Origin of the sequence: Pseudomonas sp. Irchel 3E13, from assembly GCF_900187455.1 — a bacterium.
Lineage (GTDB): Bacteria > Pseudomonadota > Gammaproteobacteria > Pseudomonadales > Pseudomonadaceae > Aquipseudomonas.
In genome coordinates this window covers 1-17572 of sequence record NZ_FYDX01000027.1, presented here as the reverse complement: position 1 = coordinate 17572, position 17572 = coordinate 1, and the positions used below count along the sequence as shown (strand labels likewise).

Below are 17572 nucleotides of genomic sequence, written 5' to 3'. Positions count from 1 at the left end.
CACAGCGAGCAACAGACGTGACCAATCCACAACAACGACGTAACCGGTTCAACCGGGTTGCCCTGGCCAGCAGCCTGATGCTGGGCGCCTGCACTTTGCCGATGGGGATCGCTTCGGTGCATGCCGTGGAACAGGGCAGTGGCGCCAGCCAGCGCAATGCGCTGATCCGGTTCGACATTCCCGCCCAGTCGCTGGACAGCGCCGTGCTCGTCTTCGCCGAGCAGGCCAAGGTCCAGGTGTTCTTCGACAGCCGCAAGCTGGTCGGCCTGCGCAGTGAAGGGCTGCGTGGCGAGCATTCGGCGCAGGACGGCCTGGCGATCCTGTTGCACGGCAACCCGGTGCGCTATCAGTTCAGCGGCAACGACCGGGTCGGTCTGGAGCGCCTGAGCGACGACGGCAAGGCGATGGAACTGGGCAGCACTCACATTCAGTCCCAGGGCGATGGCGATTGGGTCTACACCGCGCCGCGTTCGGTCAGCGTGATCACCCGCGACCAGATCGACAAACGTCCACCACGCCATGCCGCCGACATGCTGGAAGAGACCGCCGGCGTCTACAGCGCGGTCAACCAGCGCGACCCCGGCCTGTCGGTGAACATCCGCGGCGTTCAGGACTACGGCCGGGTGAACATGAACATCGACGGCATGCGCCAGAACTTCAACGTCAACGGTCACCAGCAGCGCAACGGGATCATGGTGGTGGACCCGGAGTTCGTCAGTTCGGTGGAAATCGAAAAGGGCTCGCAGTCGGGCATGGGCGGCGCCGGGGTGCTGGGCGGGATCGCCAGTTTCAACACCGTTCAGGCCAGCGAGTTCCTCGGCCCGGACAAGGAATACGGCGGCCGCCTGCGCGCCGGCCACGGTATCGGTGAGCTGGGCAACGGCACCTATTTCAACGGCAGCGCGCTGTTTGCCTTCGGCAATGAAGTGGGCGACCTGCTGCTGGGTGTCAGCGAACGGCATTTCGGCGATTACCGCGCCGGCACCCACAACAAGGACAACCTGGGCACCCAGATTCGCGCGCGCGATCTGTATCCCGAAGCCTGGGAAAGCTGGCTCAACAGCGAGGTCGGCGACATGGGCAGCGTGACCCGTTCGCGCTTGCTCAAGCTCGGCGTCAACCTGCCGCAGGATCAGCGGGTCCAGTTCAACTACATCGAGACCGATACCGACAGCAAGGACTCCTGGACCTGGCTCACCGATGACCTGAAGCAGTTCTATTACAAGCGCAGCGGCGCCACCGACCTCAATGCGAAGAATGCCTCGATCGACTACAGCTTCACCCCGGACAACGACCTGATCGACCTCAAGGCCAAGCTCTATTTCGTCCGAACCCGGATGGACCGCTGGAACTCCAGCAATGACGCGAGCCCGTCCAGCGGCAACTGGTATGCCCCCTACAACGACCGTTTCCAGACCGACACCTGGGGCCTGCAAGTGCAGAACACCTCGCGCTTCTACATCGGCGCGGCGGACAAGCTGACCCTGAACTACGGCACCGAGCTGTACGAAGACCGCTTCAAGCCGGAGAGCGAGCGCCTGCCAGCGGCCAACGAAAACGCTTACCCGTATGTCCAGGGCGCTACCCCGGAAGGCAAGAAGCTGACCGCGAGCCTGTTTGCCCAGGCGCAATACGAGCATGACAACTGGCTGACCCTGGATGCGGGCCTGCGCTACGACCGTTACCGCCTGAGCGGCGAAACCGGGATGACGGTGTGGATGTTCCCGGAAGGTCCCTACGAAGTTGGCGCCGCCCCCAAGACCCAACAGCACCTGATATTCGACGAAGACATCGAGCAAGGGCACTTCTCGCCCACCTTCGGTATTGCGGTAAAGCCCGGCGTCGACTGGCTGCAGCTTTATACCCGCTGGGGCCGCGGCTGGCGCGCGCCTTCGGTGACCGAAGTGTTCATGACCGGCCGCCCGCATGCCGGTGGCGGTGCGCAGATGGTCTATCCCAACCCGTTCCTCAAGCCGGAAACCTCACACGACTGGGAGGTGGGCTTCAACATCTTCAAGGAATCGCTGTTTCGTGACGGCGACCGCCTGGGCGTGAAGGTGGCGTACTTCGATACCCGCATCGATGACTTCTCCTTCCTCGACACCAACATCAGCGTGCCCCACGAGACGGCCTCGGGGATTGGCCTGGGCCGCATGGCCTATCAGAACAACGAAGAAACCACCCGTTTCCGCGGGGTGGAATATGCCCTGGACTACGACGCCGGTGATTACTACGGACGACTGGCCTACACCCACATGATCGGCACCAATGATTTCTGCTCGCGGCAGTTCTTCCTGGGCGGCGCCAAGACGCCAGTGCGGGTCGGCACGGTGACCCGGCCGGTGCAGATCGGCAACCGCATCATCCTGCGTCAGTTCACCATCAACCAGGCCGTGGACAACGAGGCCATGAGCAACCAGATGAGGTGTGGCGACATCATGGGCAACGCGACCTACATGCCGGCTGACCGCGGCTCGCTGACCCTGGGCATGCGCTTCCTCGACAACACGCTCGATATCGGTGGCCGTCTGCGCTACAGCAAGGGCAACGGCGAAAACCTCAATGACCACTCCTACGCCACCCTCGACCAGGCGATGTGGCCCAAATACAAGGTCTACGACCTCTTCGCCAGCTACTGGATGACGCCGCAGATCAACGTGGCAATGGCCCTCGAGAACGCCACCGATGAGTCGTATTTCGTGGCCATGGGCGACGTCAACAACCTGTCTCTTGCACGGGGTCGAACCCTGACCGGGATGCTTGAGTACCGCTTCTGATGCGATGAGGCGCCGGCAGCGGCCAGCGCCAGCGCATGGCTCGCGCCGGACGCTGACGTTCATGCACCAGCCAGAGCGTGCACAGCAACATCACCAGCAGATGTCCCTGCTGAACCAGCATCGGCAACAGCATGGCCGGCCAGCAGGCGAGGATGCACCAGCCGGCCTTGCTCACGCCGTAGCCCAGGCAATCCGCCGCCATGTCCCAGCCGAAGGCGGAAATCCGGGGTGAGGCGTGGCAGCGGTTGAGGCTTTTCTGCTTGAGCGGTGTGGCTTGCCACACCAGCGCAACCAGCATCGCCAGCGCCGTTGCCAGCCACAGCGCTTCGCCGGCCACCAGCTTGAGGCCGATCGACAGCAGGGTCAGCACGATCCCGGCGACACTCCACAGCGCAACGTAACCCGCCACGAACAACGCCACCGCCAGCGGACGGCGCCGTGGCAGGCTGCGTTGCCAAAGGGTTGCCATGGGACTGGCGAGCAGCAACGGCATCATCGCCAGCAGCATCACTAGCCAGGACTGCCATAGCCCCAACGGGTCGAGCACCAGGGCCTGGCTGATGCCACTCCAGCCGAGCGTCGAGAGCAGGTCGGCAATCGAGCCGCAGAAGGCCGGCAGCGCCGATTGTGTCGGTGCTGCCGCCAATGCCGCCCACCCCGCCAGGCTGGCGGTGGCCAGCCATGGCCAGGGACTGTGCAGCCAGGCGAGGCTACGTTGCCTGACGCTCATCCTCACTCGCCCTGACGGTAGATACTGATGCGTCCTACCGAAATGCTGTCGCCGGCACCCAGTTCCTTGTCGGGATACAGGCTGACCTGCAGATGCTCCAGATCGAGCCCACCGCTGGCGCGCAGCGCGTCGACGATTTCAGTGATCTCCAGCGAGGCGCTGACACCGCCGCCGCCGTGTGGATCGCTGGCATCACTGGCGGCCGCGATACCGAACAACGACACGCCGCCGGCACGCAGTTCCGGATGGACGCCGGGTTGCTCGCCGTCCGGCACGTTGATGTAGACCTCGATGAACAGATTGTTGCGGCGTCCGCGGATGTTTTCCAGATTGAGGAAAACCCGCTCGTGACCAGGCGCGGCGACGTTTTCCGCTCGCAGGCCCTTCGCGGCCAGGCTTTTCGCCACTTTGGCGACGCCCGGTTTGTCCAGCCGCACTTGCGTGGCGCTCTTGCGGCCCTGCAGTTTCACGCTGCCACTGTTGGCACCGATCAGTTCGACGACAGGATCTTTCACGGCGGCCACCGTTGGGCGAGCGGCGAAGGCGACAGCGTCCTTCGCGGCTTTCGCAGGTTTCGGTACGGGATCGTGGAAGCTTTCGTAGGTATAGCCCAGCGCTTTCAGGTCGAGGGTCTGACCGACTTTCCAGAAAGTGCTTTCACCGTTTTCATCCGGGAAGATGAACGGACGGCCTTGCGGGGGGCCATTGACGAAGGCGGATTCGGTCGGGTTCTGGTGGCTTGGATCTCGGTTCAGCCAGATCTGCCAGAGCCGGTCGATGTTGGCGTGGTGCAGCCAGAACACCGGGTCGAGGCCGGCGGTACGCGGATCGGCCATCAGGCCTTCATGGTATTCCGGGGAGGTGTCCGGCTTGCCGTTGTCACCGCCGACCATGTTGTGCACGTTGTTGTGCGGGCTGCTTTCCAGCAGGCCGAACGGGTAGTCGCGGGTGCTGCCGTGGTTGAAGCCGGTGGCTGCGCCACCAAAGCCCGGGGAACCGCCGGTCTGGACGCCCGTGTACTCCGCTTCTTTGAACGCGCGGGCAAGGTCGAGTTGTACGGGGGCGAGGGTGATGTTGCCGTTTCCGTCGATGCCGTAGCGCAGGTCTACCGGTAAGGCGAGGGGGTTTGGCGTGCCGTCCGGGAGGGTCTTGTCGTAGAACTCCTGGGGCAGGCCGAGGGTGTCGGGGCGCTCTGCGTAGTCGTCGTAATCCCAATACGGCAGCGCCCAGTCTGCGGGGCCGCCCAGCTTGACGATGGCGTCACGGACGATCTTCTCGAACGACAACAGATAAGGGCGGTGCCACGGCAGGAAGAACCAGGTCCGGTGCTGGCACTGGTCCCAGAACAGTTCGCGGTCAGCGGGTGCCGGCAGTTTTTCACCAGGGGTGTAGTAACCGTCGGTGACCCACAGCTCCTTGTTGAAACCATGGATCGCGGCGAGGAAGCGCCAACTGGTCGGGTCATCGATGGGGCGCGATTGCAGTTCACGGATTGCCTTGGCGTACCACAGCAGCGTCGGGTTCCAGGTTTCGCCCAGGTTCCACAGATCCTTGCGGACATAAGTCATGTTCACGCTCTCCATATTCCATGTGAAGGGGTTCCATACGGACCGATGACGATAGTCCAGTGACGGCAATGTGCCATGACCCTATGTCGAAATGTTGAACGAAGCTGACGGCGGACACTAAAAACAGAAAAAGGGCCGGTGCTTTCGCACCGGCCCTTCAGGTTTGCCGCGTTATCAGTGTTCCGCTACGGCCTGTCTTCGCGGGGCCGTGTCGGGGTTGCCGTCATGGTCCACCACCGGGACTTCCTTGCCTTCGGCGTCGAACAATTTGCCGTCCTTGAAGTAGTCGCCATCACGCAGCACGGAGATGTCGGAGTAGTTCAGGGTGCGCTCGTAGCCTGCGGCGAATACCGACTGCTGGTCCGAGTTGCCGGTCTTGAAGTGGTTGAACAGCAGGTTCAGCGAGATAGCCATGATGGCCGCCGAGCTGATCCCCGAGTGGAAGATGGTTTCGAACCAGTTCGGGAAGTGATCGTAGAAGTTCGGCGCGGCGATCGGGATCATGCCGAAGCCCAGCGAGGCGGCGACGATGATCAGGTTCATGTTGTTCTTGTATTCCACCTTGGACAGGGTACGGATACCACTGGCAGCCACGGTGCCGAACAGCACGATACCGGCGCCACCGAGCACCGAGGTCGGTACTGCGGCAATGACCCGGCCCATGATCGGCAGCAGACCGAGGACCACCAGGATCACCCCGCCGGTCGCCACCACATAACGGCTCTTGACCCCGGTCACAGCCACCAGGCCGACGTTCTGGGCGAACGCGCTCTGGGTGAAGGAACCGAAGATCGGTGCCAGGATGCTCGACGCCATGTCGGCGCGCAGGCCGTCGCCCAGACGCTTGGAGTCAACCTTGGTGTCGATGATTTCGCCGACCGCAAGGATGTCCGCCGAGGTTTCCACCAGGGTCACGATGATGACGATGCACATCGACAGGATCGCGGCGATGTGGAAGGTCGGCATGCCGAAATGGAATGGCGAGGGCAGGGCGACCATCGGGCCTTCCAGCACCTTGCTGAAGTCGGCCATGCCCAGCGACCAGGCGATCAGGGTGCCGATGACCATCGCCAGGAGGATCGACAGGCGCGAGATCGACGCACTGCCGAGCTTGCTCAGGAGCAGCACGAAGGTGAAGGTCAGGGCCGCCAGGCCGATGTTTTCCATGCTGCCGAATTCCGGCGATTTGCTGTTGCCACCCATCACCCAGCGGGCCGCGACCGGCATCAGGGTCAGGCCGATGGTGGTGATGACGATACCGGTCACCAGTGGCGGGAAGAACTTGGTGATGCGCGAGAAGATCGGCGTAATCAGGAAGCCGAGGAACGAGGCCGCCATGACAGCGCCCAATACCCCCGGCAGGCCACCGCCGCCTTCAGTGGAAAGGATGGCGCCCATGGTGGCGACGCCGGCGAAGGACACACCCTGTACCAGCGGCAACTGGCAGCCGAAGAACGGCAGGCCAAGGGTTTGCAGCAGGGTGGCCAGGCCACCGGCGAACAGGGACGCGGCGATCAAAAGACCAATCTCCGCAGGCCCGAGACCCGCGGCCTGGCCGAGAATCAGGGGGACAGCAACGATACCGCCATACATCGTCAAAACGTGTTGCAGACCATAGGCCAGGTTGGGACCCAGGCCGAGATTTTCGTCTTCAGGACGCGGAACTGAAGACGTGCTTGGTGAGGACGTGTTCATGGGAGCGTGATCTCTGTTTTATTGTTGTGCCGCCACTGTAGACAACTGCTACATAAGATTGCCAGCACAATTGTATACAATTTTTTGATTGTCTCAGGGACACTCTGCCCTTGACTTGAGCACGATCACCTTTGCAGCTTTCGTTCCAACAGGCGTGCTTCAGCGCTGAAAGGCCACGAAAGGGCCTTTCAGGTGTAGGGGATTAGCGGGATTTAAAGCTGATCAGGTCGTCAGGTTCTAGTGGGTAGCAGGCTAAACGATCTTAAACTTCGATGAGTTCGTGGAATTCCCGCTCCAATTCGGTGCGGTCAGCCAGGTTGAGCTCGATAAGGCGGCACAGGTGCTCCATCGAGTCCAGATCGATGTGTAGACAAATGAAGCCCAGATGTGGGGGCTCTATATGGCGCAATTGCACCTGCATCCTGACTACAGCGTCTTCGCTCAGATGCACGGCGGCCTCGAATAATTGCTCGCCGTCACCGTCCCAGTACTCCGGAGACTCGATCAACAGGCCTTTGAGCGAGATATCGATCAATTTGACCGGCCAGCACCGCTCACCCTGAACCAGTTCGGTTGGCGCATCGAAGGCAATGCGTTTGAAGCGTCGACGTTCATTCTGGTCGCTCATGCTCGGCCCTCCAAGGTTCCTCTGAACTATAGCGCAGTGCTTGCCAGCGCTCGGCAAGGGGCGCAATCTGCGATGGTGGCCATGGGCTCTGGAGGCTCTAGACCAACGTTGGGGCTGGCCTTTCCGGCCAGTATCGCTAGACTCGAAAAGCTACCTTTTTATCCACTAGCTGGAAGCGAACCATGAACAACAATAATAGCCTGGCCCGCCATATTCCCTGGCTGGCGCTGGCAGTGATAGGGGCCTGTGCGCTCGGGGTGGTTGCCCTGCGGCGTGGCGAAGCCATCAATGCCTTGTGGATTGTCGTCGCCTCGGTGGCGATTTATCTGGTTGCATACCGTTACTACAGCCTGTTCATCGCCACCAAGGTGATGCAACTGGATCCGCGCCGGGCCACTCCGGCGGTCCTTAACAACGATGGCCTGGACTACGTCCCGACCAACAAGCACATCCTCTTCGGTCACCACTTCGCCGCCATTGCCGGCGCCGGCCCGCTGGTCGGTCCGGTTCTCGCCGCGCAAATGGGCTATCTGCCCGGCACGCTCTGGCTGATTGCCGGCGTGGTCCTGGCCGGCGCGGTGCAGGATTTCATGATCCTGTTCCTCTCCACTCGCCGCAACGGCCGCTCCCTGGGCGACATGGTGCGCGAGGAAATGGGCCGGATCCCGGGGACCATCGCGCTGTTCGGCTGCTTCCTGATCATGATCATCATCCTCGCGGTGCTGGCGCTGATCGTGGTCAAGGCCCTGGCCGAGAGCCCATGGGGCATGTTCACGGTGATGGCGACCATCCCGATCGCGATGTTCATGGGCATTTATATGCGCTACATCCGCCCGGGCCACATCGGCGAGATCTCGCTGATCGGCGTGGTGCTGCTGCTCCTGTCGATCTGGCTGGGGGGCCAGGTTGCCGCAGATCCGGTCTGGGGCCCGGCGTTCACCTTCACCGGCGTGCAGATCACCTGGATGCTGGTGGGCTATGGCTTCGTCGCTGCGGTGCTGCCGGTCTGGCTGGTGCTGGCACCGCGTGACTACCTGTCCACCTTCCTCAAGATCGGTACCATCATTGCCCTGGCCATCGGCATCCTGGTCATCGCGCCCGAGCTGAAAATGCCGGCGCTGACCCAGTTCACCGACGGCACCGGTCCGGTCTGGAAAGGCACCCTGTTCCCGTTCCTGTTCATCACCATCGCCTGTGGCGCCGTGTCCGGCTTCCATGCGCTGATCTCCTCGGGCACCACGCCCAAGCTGCTGGACAACGAAACCAACGCCCGTTACATCGGCTACGGCGGGATGTTGATGGAGTCCTTCGTCGCCATCATGGCCATGGTTGCCGCCTCGGTGATCGAGCCGGGTGTCTACTTCGCCATGAACAGCCCGGCCGCAGTGGTCGGCGCCGACGTCGTGTCGGTGGCGCAGACCGTCAGCAGTTGGGGCTTCGCGATCACGCCGGAGCAGCTCGAAGCAACCGCCCGTGACATCGGCGAGCACACCATCCTGGCCCGTGCCGGTGGTGCGCCGACCCTGGCGGTGGGTATCGCGCAGATCCTCCACCAGGTGTTGCCGGGTGAGAACACCATGGCGTTCTGGTACCACTTCGCGATCCTGTTCGAGGCGCTGTTCATCCTCACCGCGGTAGACGCCGGTACCCGAGCCGGTCGCTTCATGCTGCAGGACCTGCTGGGCAGCTTCGTTCCGGCGCTGAAACGCACCGAATCCTGGGGCGCCAACCTGCTGGCCACCGCCGGCTGCGTAGCGCTGTGGGGTTATCTGTTGTATCAAGGCGTGATCGATCCGCTGGGTGGCATCAACACCTTGTGGCCGCTGTTCGGCATCTCCAACCAGATGCTGGCCGGTATCGCGCTGATGCTCGGCACCGTGGTCCTGATCAAAATGAAGCGCCAGCGCTACATGTGGGTCACACTGGTTCCAGCAGTATGGCTGCTGATTTGCACCACCACCGCGGGCCTGATCAAGCTGTTCGACCCGAACCCGGCCGTCGGCTTCCTGGCCCTGGCCAACAAGTACAGCACCGCGCTGGACGCCGGCCAGGTACTGGCACCGGCCAAGGACATCGGGCAGATGCAGCACGTGATCTTCAACGCCTACACCAACGCTACCCTGACTGTGCTGTTCCTGATCGTCGTGTTCAGCGTCCTGTTCTTCGCCATCAAGGTCGGCATCGCCGCCTTCGGCAAGAAAGAGCGCACCGACAAGGAAACGCCTTTCCAGGCGCAACCAGACGCTTAACCGAGGAATGCCATCATGTTCAACGACCTGGGTCGACTGGGTAAGTACCTGGGGCAGGCAGCCCGCCTGATGGTCGGGATGCCCGACTACGACAACTATGTCGAACACATGCAGGGCAAGCACCCGGACAAGCCGATGATGAGCTACGAGGAGTTCTTCCGGGAACGCCAGGAAGCTCGCTACGGCGGCAAGGGTGGGCCCAAGTGCTGTTGAAACACAGCGCTTGGCGTCAGTGACAGACCTGTGGGAGCCCGGTGCGCCGGGCTCCCACAGTCATTTTCAGCGTCAGGAGAATTCCCCGTGCAGTCCCCCATTCCCGTTACCGTGCTCAGCGGCTTCCTCGGTGCCGGCAAGACCACCTTGCTGCGGCACATCCTCAAGGCCGAGCACGGCCTGAAAATCGCCGTCATCGAGAACGAGTTCAGTGATGCCGGTATCGACAGTCAATTGCTCGGCGACGAACCGGTGCAGGTCATGACCCTGGCCAACGGCTGCGTCTGCTGCAGCATCCACACCGACCTGACCAAGGCCCTGTTCCTGCTGCTGGAGCGCCTGGACAGCGGTGAAATCGCCTTCGACCGGCTGGTGATCGAATGCACCGGCCTGGCCGATCCCGCGCCAGTGGCGCAGACCTTCTTCATCGAAGAGGAACTGCGCGAGCGCTACATCCTCGACGGCATCATCACCCTGGTGGACGCGGTCCACGCCGACCTGCACCTGACCCAGGCCATCGCCCAGGCCCAGATCGGCTTCGCCGACCGGCTGCTGCTGAGCAAGACCGACCTGGCGGACAGCCAGTCCGTCGAAGCCCTGACCGACAGGCTTGGCCGGATCAACCGCCGCGCGCCAATTCGCGTGGTGGATAACGGCCGCATCGACCTCGCCGAACTGCTGGATGTGCGGGGCTTCAACCTCAATGCCGACCTCGGTGGCGGCTTGAGCCTGCGCCCGGTGGCGGGTCCGGCGACCCCGGACCGTATTTCCAGCATGGTCCTGCGCACGGAAACCCCGCTCGACATCGACCGCCTCAGCGACTTCATGAACGAGTTGCTGGAAGAGCACGGCAAACAGTTGCTGCGTTACAAAGGCGTGCTGAACATCGCCGGCGAAGACCGTCGCCTGGTGTTCCAGGGCGTGCTGAAACTCTATGGTTTCGACTGGGACACCGAATGGGCCGAGGGAGAGGCCCGCGAGAGCGTGATGGTGTTCATCGCCGATCAACTGCCGGAAGAGAAGATCCGGGCGGGGTTTGAGGCGTTGGCTGGTAGTTGATGAGGACGGGGCTGACTGGTTGATGCCGCCTTATGGCGGCATTTTTTTGCCTTGTGTTTTCAAGGCGCGTCGCTGTTGCGAGGCATCACAGTCAGTCTTCTTGAAAGGAGTACCTTTTTTGGTACACTTCAGCCCAAGCCACCGGCCTTTGGTTTTAACAGTCAGATTTTTTCGAACGGAGGCTGGCAATGAACCGGTGCGAGAATGGCTAGGTCAGTTGCCGCGGGCTCATCGGCAGTCAATCGGGATTGAGATCAAATCTGTGCAGACAGGCTGGCCGCTAGGCATGCCGCTGGTCAGGAAAATGGAGCGTGGTCTTTGGGAAGTCCGTGTCGATTTGGGTGAGAGCCGTGCCCGGGTACTCTTCACGCTTGTGGAGGATGTCATGGTCTTGCTCCACGGCTTCATCAAGAAGAGTCAGAAAACGCCGTTGTCCGACCTGGAAACCGCCAGGCAACGAAAGGCGAAGTTGTGGAGGCAGTGAATGAACCAACATATTGGGTCGGACTTTGACGACTTCCTTGCCGATGAAGGCCTTGGTGAGGAAGTTTCCGCTGCTGCACTCAAGCGGGTGATCGCCTGGCAGCTCGAGCAGGCGATGAAAGAACAGAGGATCAGCAAGAAAGCCTTGGCTGAGCGAATGAAAACGAGTCGAACAGCGGTGGACAGAGCGTTGGATCAAAGTGATCCCGGCATGACGCTGGCGACGCTTGCGAGTGCTGCCCGAGCTTTGGGACAGCGCGTCGAGGTGCGTTTGGTTCCCGAGGGATGTTCCCGGCAACCGTGATATTCCGCCCACAAAAAAACCGATGCCAGTCACCCGGCATCGGTTTTTTCATGCCCGGCAATCAAGCCACCGGGCGGTCATCGGTCAATCAGTTGCCGTAAACCGGCAGCTTCTTGCAGATGGCTTTGACTTTCTCGCGAACAGCGTCGATCACCGCTTCGTTGTTCAGGTCAGCCAGGATGTCGCAGATCCAGCCAGCCAGTTCCTTGCACTCGGTTTCCTTGAAGCCGCGAGTGGTCACTGCCGGGGTGCCGAAGCGCAGGCCGGAGGTGACGAACGGGGAACGTGGATCGTTTGGCACGGAGTTCTTGTTCACGGTGATGAAGGCGCGACCCAGGGCGGCGTCGGCGTCTTTACCGGAGATCTCTTGTTTGATCAGCGAGAGCAGGAACAGGTGGTTCTCGGTACCGCCGGAAACCACGTCGAAACCGCGCTCGATGAAGACGCTGGCCATGGCCTGGGCGTTTTTCACGACCTGTTGCTGGTAAGCCTTGAACTCAGGCTGCAGCGCTTCCTTGAAGCAGATGGCCTTGGCGGCGATCACGTGCTCCAGTGGGCCACCTTGGGCGCCCGGGAAGACGGCGGAGTTCAGCTTCTTCTCGATGTCGGCGTTGGCGCGAGCCAGGATCAGGCCACCACGCGGACCGCGCAGGGTCTTGTGAGTGGTGGTGGTGACGACGTCGGCGAATGGAACCGGGTTCGGGTAGACGCCCGCGGCAACCAGACCGGCAACGTGGGCCATGTCGACGAACAGGTAGGCACCGACCTTGTCGGCGATTTCGCGGAAGCGGGCGAAGTCCAGGACCTGCGAGTAAGCCGAGAAACCGGCAACGATCATTTTCGGCTTGTGCTCGACCGCCAGGCGCTCGACTTCGTCGTAGTCGATCAGGCCATTGCCGTCGATGCCGTATTGAACAGCGTTGTACAGCTTGCCCGACGAACTCACGGCGGCGCCGTGGGTCAGGTGGCCGCCGTGGGCCAGGCTCATGCCGAGGATGGTGTCGCCCGCTTGCAGCAGGGCCAGGTAAACGGCGCTGTTGGCTTGCGAACCCGCGTGCGGCTGGACGTTGGCGTAGTCGGCGCCGAACAGTTCCTTGGCGCGGTCGATGGCCAGTTGCTCAACCACGTCGACGAACTCGCAACCACCGTAGTAGCGCTTGCCTGGATAGCCTTCAGCGTACTTGTTGGTCAGCACCGAACCCTGGGCTTCCATCACGGCTGGGCTGGTGTAGTTTTCCGAAGCGATCAGCTCGATGTGCTCTTCCTGGCGCTGAGCTTCTTGCTGCATGGCTTCGAAGAGCTCGGCGTCGTACTTGGCAATGGTCAAATCACGGCTGAACATGGCGGTCCTCAAGGATCGGGGTGAAATAGGCGGGCATTCTACCCCATAGACTTTTGTCTGGCATATGAAAGGGGATCATCTGGCAGACAAATGGGATTCACGCAGGATCACTCAAGCATGAACAGGGTTTCGTTACTGAATTGCGCCTCGAACTGGTTAGGCGGCATCGGGCGCCCGAACAGGTAGCCCTGGACCTCGTCACAGCCGTGTTCGCGCAGGAACTCCAACTGTTCGTGCGTTTCCACGCCCTCGGCGATTACCGCGAGGTTCAGGCTGTGGGCCATGGCGATGATCGCCCGGGCGATCTGCGCGTCCTGCTCGCCTTCCGGCAGGCCGTCGACGAAGGTGCGGTCGATCTTCAGCACGTCGATGGGGAACTGCTTGAGGTAGTTCAGCGATGAATAGCCGGTGCCGAAGTCGTCTACCGCGATGCTCAGGCCGAGGTTCTTAAGGCTGTCGAGAATCTGCATCGCCTCGTTGACCTCGCGCATCAGGATGCTTTCGGTCAGTTCCAGTTCCAGGCACGCTGGCGGCAGGTCGGTTTCCTTGAGGATGTTGGCGATCCGCGTACCGAGTTGGCCGTCGGAGAACTGCCGCGCGGAGATGTTCACCGAAACTTTCGGCACGCGCACCCGTGCCTGATGCCAGGACTTGAGCTGGCGGCACGCCTCGGCGATGACCCAGTCGCCCACATCCACCACCAGGCCGAGTTCTTCGATCACCGGGATGAAATCCCCCGGTGGCACCAGCCCGCGCTGCGGGTGACGCCAGCGCAGCAGCGCTTCGGCGCCGGTCAGGCGTTTGCCGTCGCCGCTGAACTGCGGTTGGTAATAAAGGATGAACTCGTTCTGCTCCAGCGCGTGGCGCAGGTCGCTTTCCAGCTCCAGACGCTCCAGGGCGCTGGCGTTCATGTCCGCCTGGTAGAACTGGAAGTTGTTCTTGCCGCGTTCCTTGGCGTGGTACATGGCCGTGTCGGCGTTTTTCATCAACTGGCTCAGTTCGCTGCCGTCCTGCGGGCTGAGAGCGATGCCGATACTGGCGGTGACGAAGAACTCGCGGTTTTCCAGGACGAACGGTCGTACCAGACTGCCAAGAATCTGCTCAGCCACATTGATGGCGCGGTTCAGCGCCATTTCCCGGGTCGCCCGTGGTTGCAGCAGCAGGGTGAATTCGTCGCCGCCCATGCGCGCCACGGTGTCGTCGTCGTCGACGCAGTCCAGCAGGCGCTCGGCCATGTCCTTGAGCATGCGGTCGCCGGCGGCGTGGCCGAGGGAGTCGTTGATCGGCTTGAAGCGATCGAGGTCGAGGAACATCAGCACCACCCACGACTTGTGCCGCTCGGCCTGTTGCAGCGCCGTGTGCAGGCGGTCCTGGAACAGCGTGCGGTTGGGCAGGTGGGTCAGGGCGTCGTAGTAGGCCAGGCGGTGAATGCGTTGTTCGCTGGCCTTGCGCTCGCTGATATCGGTGAAGAAGCACACGTAGCTGGCCAGGTCGCCCTCGTCGTCGAGCACCGCAGTGATGCCGACCCACGCCGGGTAATGCTCGCCATTGCGCCGCTTGAGCCAGACTTCGCCTTCCCAGGTACCGCGCTGGTGCAGTTGCTTGAGCACATAGCGCAGGTGCGCTTCCTGTTGTTCATCGACGGTAAGCATGCCGGGCAACTGGTCGAGCACATCGCTCACGGCATAGCCGCTGACCCGGCTGAACGCCTCGTTGGCCTGGACGATGTAGCCGGCCGGGTCGGTGATGAGGATCGCCGAGGTCGAGTGCTCGAAAACCGTTGCCGCCATGCGCAGGTCTTTTTCCGCGCGGCGTTGCTGGCTGATATCGCGACCAACGCCGAGGATGCCGCCGAACTGGTCGTGCTCGTCCCAGACCAGCACCAGGCGCAGTTCGATGGGGATCTTGCGGCCGTCGGCGCGCAGGCAGTCGAACAGGAACAACTGGGTCGGCACCTGGGTGCGCAGGGCTTCCAGTTGCGCGGCATCGCCGAGGGCGCGGTTGACCCGCTCGACCAGGGCGGACAGCCCGGTCAGTTGCGCCGGGTTGGCGATGGTCGATTGCCAGCCGTTGTTGAAGATCCACTCGACGTCATAGCCCAGCACTGCCCGCACGGACGGGCTGACATAGTTGAGGCGCAACTGGTCGTCGGTGGAGAAGATCACGTCGCTGATGCTTTCGGCGAGCATGCGGTAGCGTTGTTCGCTGTCGCGCAGCGATTCGCTGGCTTCGAGCTGGTCGGTGACGTCCTTGGCCACGCCGATGATCCGCGTGACGTGGCCGGCCACGTCGCGGGTCAGCGCCTGTTCGCGGATGTCGTAGCGGCGCCAGCGCTGATCGTGATGGCGGAAGCGCAACTGGCAGTGCAGTTGCTCGACGTAGCCGCTCTGGCGCTGCTGCTGGCGCAGGTCGCGGTAGAGCGCGGCGTCTTCCGGGTGCAGCAGGACTTCCCAGAAGAACTCGCCCATCTGCGCCAGTTCGTTGCGCGCGTAGCCCAGGGTCTGGCCGAGGTGGCGGTTGCTGAAAATCATCCGCAGGCTCTGCACGTCCTGGACGTAGAGCTGATCCGGAACGGTACGGACCACGTCGGACCAGAAGCTCTCGCGCTCCAGCAACGACAGTTCGACGCGCTTGCGGCTGGTGATATCGCTAATGCTGAGGATCACCGCGTGATAGTCGCGACGCGCCTCCGGGAACCGCACCATCAGCCACAGGTGCTGCTCCAGCCCTTGCTCGGTCGGCAGGCGCACTTCCAGTTCCAGTTGCGCCTGGTTGTCCAGCACAGCGCCCAGCAGTTGCAGACCGATGCCATCGTTTTCCAGCGCGCTGCCGGCGACCAGTTGCCGCCAGGCCCCCTCGCAGCAATCCACCCCCAGCAGTTGCAGGGCGACCTGGTTCACTTCGGTGACTTTCAGTTCGTGCAGGAGGATTTCGCGCAGCGCCGGGTCCAGTTCCAGGCGTTGCTCCAGTTCGTTGCGGCTGCGCAGGCGCAGGCGTTCGAGGATCGCGGCAAGGCCCGAGAGGTCGAGCACGCAGAGGGCGACGCCGGTGCTTTCGAAAATGTCCTGATAGCGCCGACGACCTTCCTGCAAGACGCGATTGCGGCGGCGCATGTTGATCAGCGCCAGCAGCGGTAGCAGGGCACAGAGCACGACCAGCATGGCTTTGCCGACCAGCGCCGGAAGCAGGTCGCGGCGGCTGCGTTCGGCGTCATAGAGGCCGCGCAGTTGCCAGTCGCTGTTGTCGAGGAAGGCCAGCATCACGCTTTGCAGCGGCGCCTGTTCGCTATTCGGCGTGGTGTCCGGGCGCGGTTGCAGGTGAGTGCTGATGATTTCCCCGGTCCGGCTGTTTTCCAGTTGCCACTGCGGTTTGACCGCGTGCTCCAGGCGGCTGGCCAGTTGCTGGTACCAGGTCGGCTGCATGCGCAGCAGCCAGTAGCCGTTGCTGGTTTCGCCGGGCTGGCGCAGCAGCAGGTAAATAAAGGCATTGTCGTCAGCGTTGCTGAAACGGTAGGTGCTGTCGCGGTTCTGCCGGAGCAACTCGGCCATCGCCGGTTGGTCGGGGGAGTTGTCCATGCTGTCACGCAGGATCTGCCCATCGCCATTCAGCCAGGCGAGACTGTGCAGGGCCGGCATTTGTTGATGCAGGCGAGTGAACAGGGCGGGGACGGCATCTTCGTCCGGAACCGCGGCATTGGCCTGCAGCAGGTTCAGCGCGGACTGGGCGTCGAGGGCCAGGCTCAGGTTCAGGCGATCGGCGAGTTCGGCGGCGGCATCGACACTGTGTTGGCGGCGATCGGCGAGGATGTGCCGGTATTGATCGAGCATCTGCCAGAACAACAGGGCCAGCAAAAGCAGCACCAGGATCGCCAGTGCGCCCTTCAGCGACCCGCGCAGGGACTGACCCGACGCAGTGGAGGCTTTGCGTAAGGAGGACGGCTGAGTGAGATTGGTCAAACGGTGATCCTGCGGTATGGCTGGCCGTGGTCCAGCAGCGCGAGAGCAATGCCAGCCACACGGGCGGCGATCCAGGGCTGCACTATAAGCCTGACGCCCGAAGGGCGGCTAGCATGCCTTGAGTTGTGGCAAAGTGCCAGTCATCTTCGTCGCAAAGATTCGACCTGACGAAAGGTCGTCACGACCGCCGGGATACGCTCAACGGGGATGCCCCTGCCCGCCGCCCTCCAGTTCGGGTAACCTTACGGGTTCCGACTACCAGATAGACAAGGGTGAGGCCGTTGCCTGAGCCCGCCGCGCACCTGCCCCGCGAAAACGCCGGCAGCGCCGCGACGCAGGCCAGTAGCGCCTTTCCCTGACACCCGGTTTGTTCCAGCCCTGTCCTGGCGACGGGGCTTTTCCAACGATTCGAGCGAGGTCCGCATTTTGGCTCAATACGTCTATCTGCCCTATTAAGTTTTAGTCACGTTTATGATCTGCAATAGAGCCCTCCTGGCTACTAGCTTCCCGGCCTGCCCACCATCTTTATCTTCTCAGTCCTGTGTCAGGTCAGAGCTTTTAGTTAGCT

General features: G+C 62.3%; 12 protein-coding genes. 6 read left to right on the top strand and 6 right to left on the bottom strand.

Features of this window, described 5'->3' with window-relative positions; all coding sequences use genetic code 11:
• The first annotated feature begins 77 nt into the window (after nucleotides 1–77).
• Entirely contained in the window at nucleotides 78–2777 is a 2700-nt protein-coding gene (locus tag CKW37_RS30970) for a TonB-dependent receptor (protein ID WP_095159947.1), read from the top strand.
• On the opposite strand, the gene CKW37_RS30965 is transcribed toward CKW37_RS30970, so the two are convergent.
• From CKW37_RS30965 to CKW37_RS30950, 4 genes are all read right to left on the bottom strand, one after another.
• Nucleotides 2716–3507 (bottom strand): DUF2182 domain-containing protein, encoded by a 792-nt coding sequence (locus CKW37_RS30965; RefSeq protein WP_095159906.1) that lies wholly within the window; start codon nucleotides 3505–3507, stop codon nucleotides 2716–2718. The genes CKW37_RS30970 and CKW37_RS30965 overlap by 62 nt on opposite strands.
• Nucleotides 3508–3509: 2 nt before the next feature.
• Nucleotides 3510–5075, bottom strand: a complete 1566-nt coding sequence (locus CKW37_RS30960) for a tyrosinase family protein (RefSeq protein WP_159985350.1) — start codon at nucleotides 5073–5075, stop codon at nucleotides 3510–3512.
• 174 nt (nucleotides 5076–5249) lie between these two features.
• Complete coding sequence (locus tag CKW37_RS30955; RefSeq protein WP_095159904.1) at nucleotides 5250–6770, bottom strand: nucleobase:cation symporter-2 family protein; 1521 nt, start codon at nucleotides 6768–6770, stop codon at nucleotides 5250–5252.
• A gap of 262 nt (nucleotides 6771–7032) precedes the next feature.
• The gene (locus CKW37_RS30950) at nucleotides 7033–7398 is read right to left on the bottom strand and encodes a PilZ domain-containing protein (RefSeq protein ID WP_095159903.1); all 366 of its coding nucleotides are present in this window, start codon (nucleotides 7396–7398) and stop codon (nucleotides 7033–7035) included.
• Between the two features lie 182 nt (nucleotides 7399–7580).
• Here CKW37_RS30950 and CKW37_RS30945 point away from each other — a divergent pair, with 182 nt between their 5' ends.
• From CKW37_RS30945 to CKW37_RS30925, 5 genes are all read left to right on the top strand, one after another.
• Entirely contained in the window at nucleotides 7581–9647 is a 2067-nt protein-coding gene (locus CKW37_RS30945) for a carbon starvation CstA family protein (RefSeq protein ID WP_095159902.1), read from the top strand.
• 15 nt (nucleotides 9648–9662) lie between these two features.
• Nucleotides 9663–9860 carry a YbdD/YjiX family protein gene (locus tag CKW37_RS30940; protein ID WP_056841925.1) on the top strand — a complete coding sequence of 66 codons (198 nt, stop codon included), beginning with the start codon at nucleotides 9663–9665 and terminating at the stop codon, nucleotides 9858–9860.
• Nucleotides 9861–9947: 87 nt separating this feature from the next.
• Complete coding sequence (yjiA, locus tag CKW37_RS30935; RefSeq protein ID WP_095159901.1) at nucleotides 9948–10919, top strand: GTPase; 972 nt, start codon at nucleotides 9948–9950, stop codon at nucleotides 10917–10919.
• Nucleotides 10920–11067: 148 nt separating this feature from the next.
• A complete protein-coding gene (locus CKW37_RS30930; protein ID WP_256587899.1) occupies nucleotides 11068–11403 on the top strand; it encodes a type II toxin-antitoxin system RelE/ParE family toxin in 336 nt (111 codons plus the stop codon).
• Entirely contained in the window at nucleotides 11404–11706 is a 303-nt protein-coding gene (locus CKW37_RS30925) for a helix-turn-helix transcriptional regulator (protein WP_095159899.1), read from the top strand.
• 88 nt (nucleotides 11707–11794) lie between these two features.
• Here CKW37_RS30925 and glyA read toward each other — a convergent pair whose 3' ends face one another.
• Together glyA and CKW37_RS30915 are read right to left on the bottom strand one after the other, a co-directional pair.
• Nucleotides 11795–13048, bottom strand: a complete 1254-nt coding sequence (glyA, locus tag CKW37_RS30920; protein WP_095159898.1) for a serine hydroxymethyltransferase — start codon at nucleotides 13046–13048, stop codon at nucleotides 11795–11797.
• Between the two features lie 107 nt (nucleotides 13049–13155).
• Nucleotides 13156–17004, bottom strand: a complete 3849-nt coding sequence (locus CKW37_RS30915; protein WP_095159897.1) for an EAL domain-containing protein — start codon at nucleotides 17002–17004, stop codon at nucleotides 13156–13158.
• Nucleotides 17005–17572: the final 568 nt, after the last annotated feature.